This is a genomic window from Photorhabdus sp. RM96S (assembly GCF_042879335.1).
Lineage (GTDB): Bacteria > Pseudomonadota > Gammaproteobacteria > Enterobacterales > Enterobacteriaceae > Photorhabdus > Photorhabdus kayaii.
In genome coordinates, this window is the sequence record NZ_JBHFKT010000285.1 from 1 (window position 1) to 224 (window position 224).

A 224-nucleotide genomic window follows, 5' to 3' on the forward strand; every position below is an offset into this window, starting at 1 on the left:
GTGAAGTAGGGCACGGTGTCCGCCACCGGCCAGGTGGGAAAAGCCTGCGGCCCCAGGTGATACTGCGCCGCGGCAGACTGGGTAAACAGGTCATCCATCTGGCCGATTTGTCTGGACGAGGTGAGGTAAACCCCCCGCAGGCCGGGCTGTGCCGGGCCGCCGTTGGCGAGGAGCCCCTCCAGCAGCGGCACCAGATAGCTGTGCAGCCCCTGTATCTGGCGGGT

1 protein-coding gene is annotated in these 224 nt (G+C 67.0%); it reads right to left on the bottom strand.

Annotated features, from left to right (window positions below; genetic code table 11):
• Positions 1-224: type VI secretion protein IcmF/TssM N-terminal domain-containing protein (locus ACGF49_RS25375; RefSeq protein ID WP_387493600.1), on the bottom strand; the 224-nt coding region annotated here is incomplete at both ends.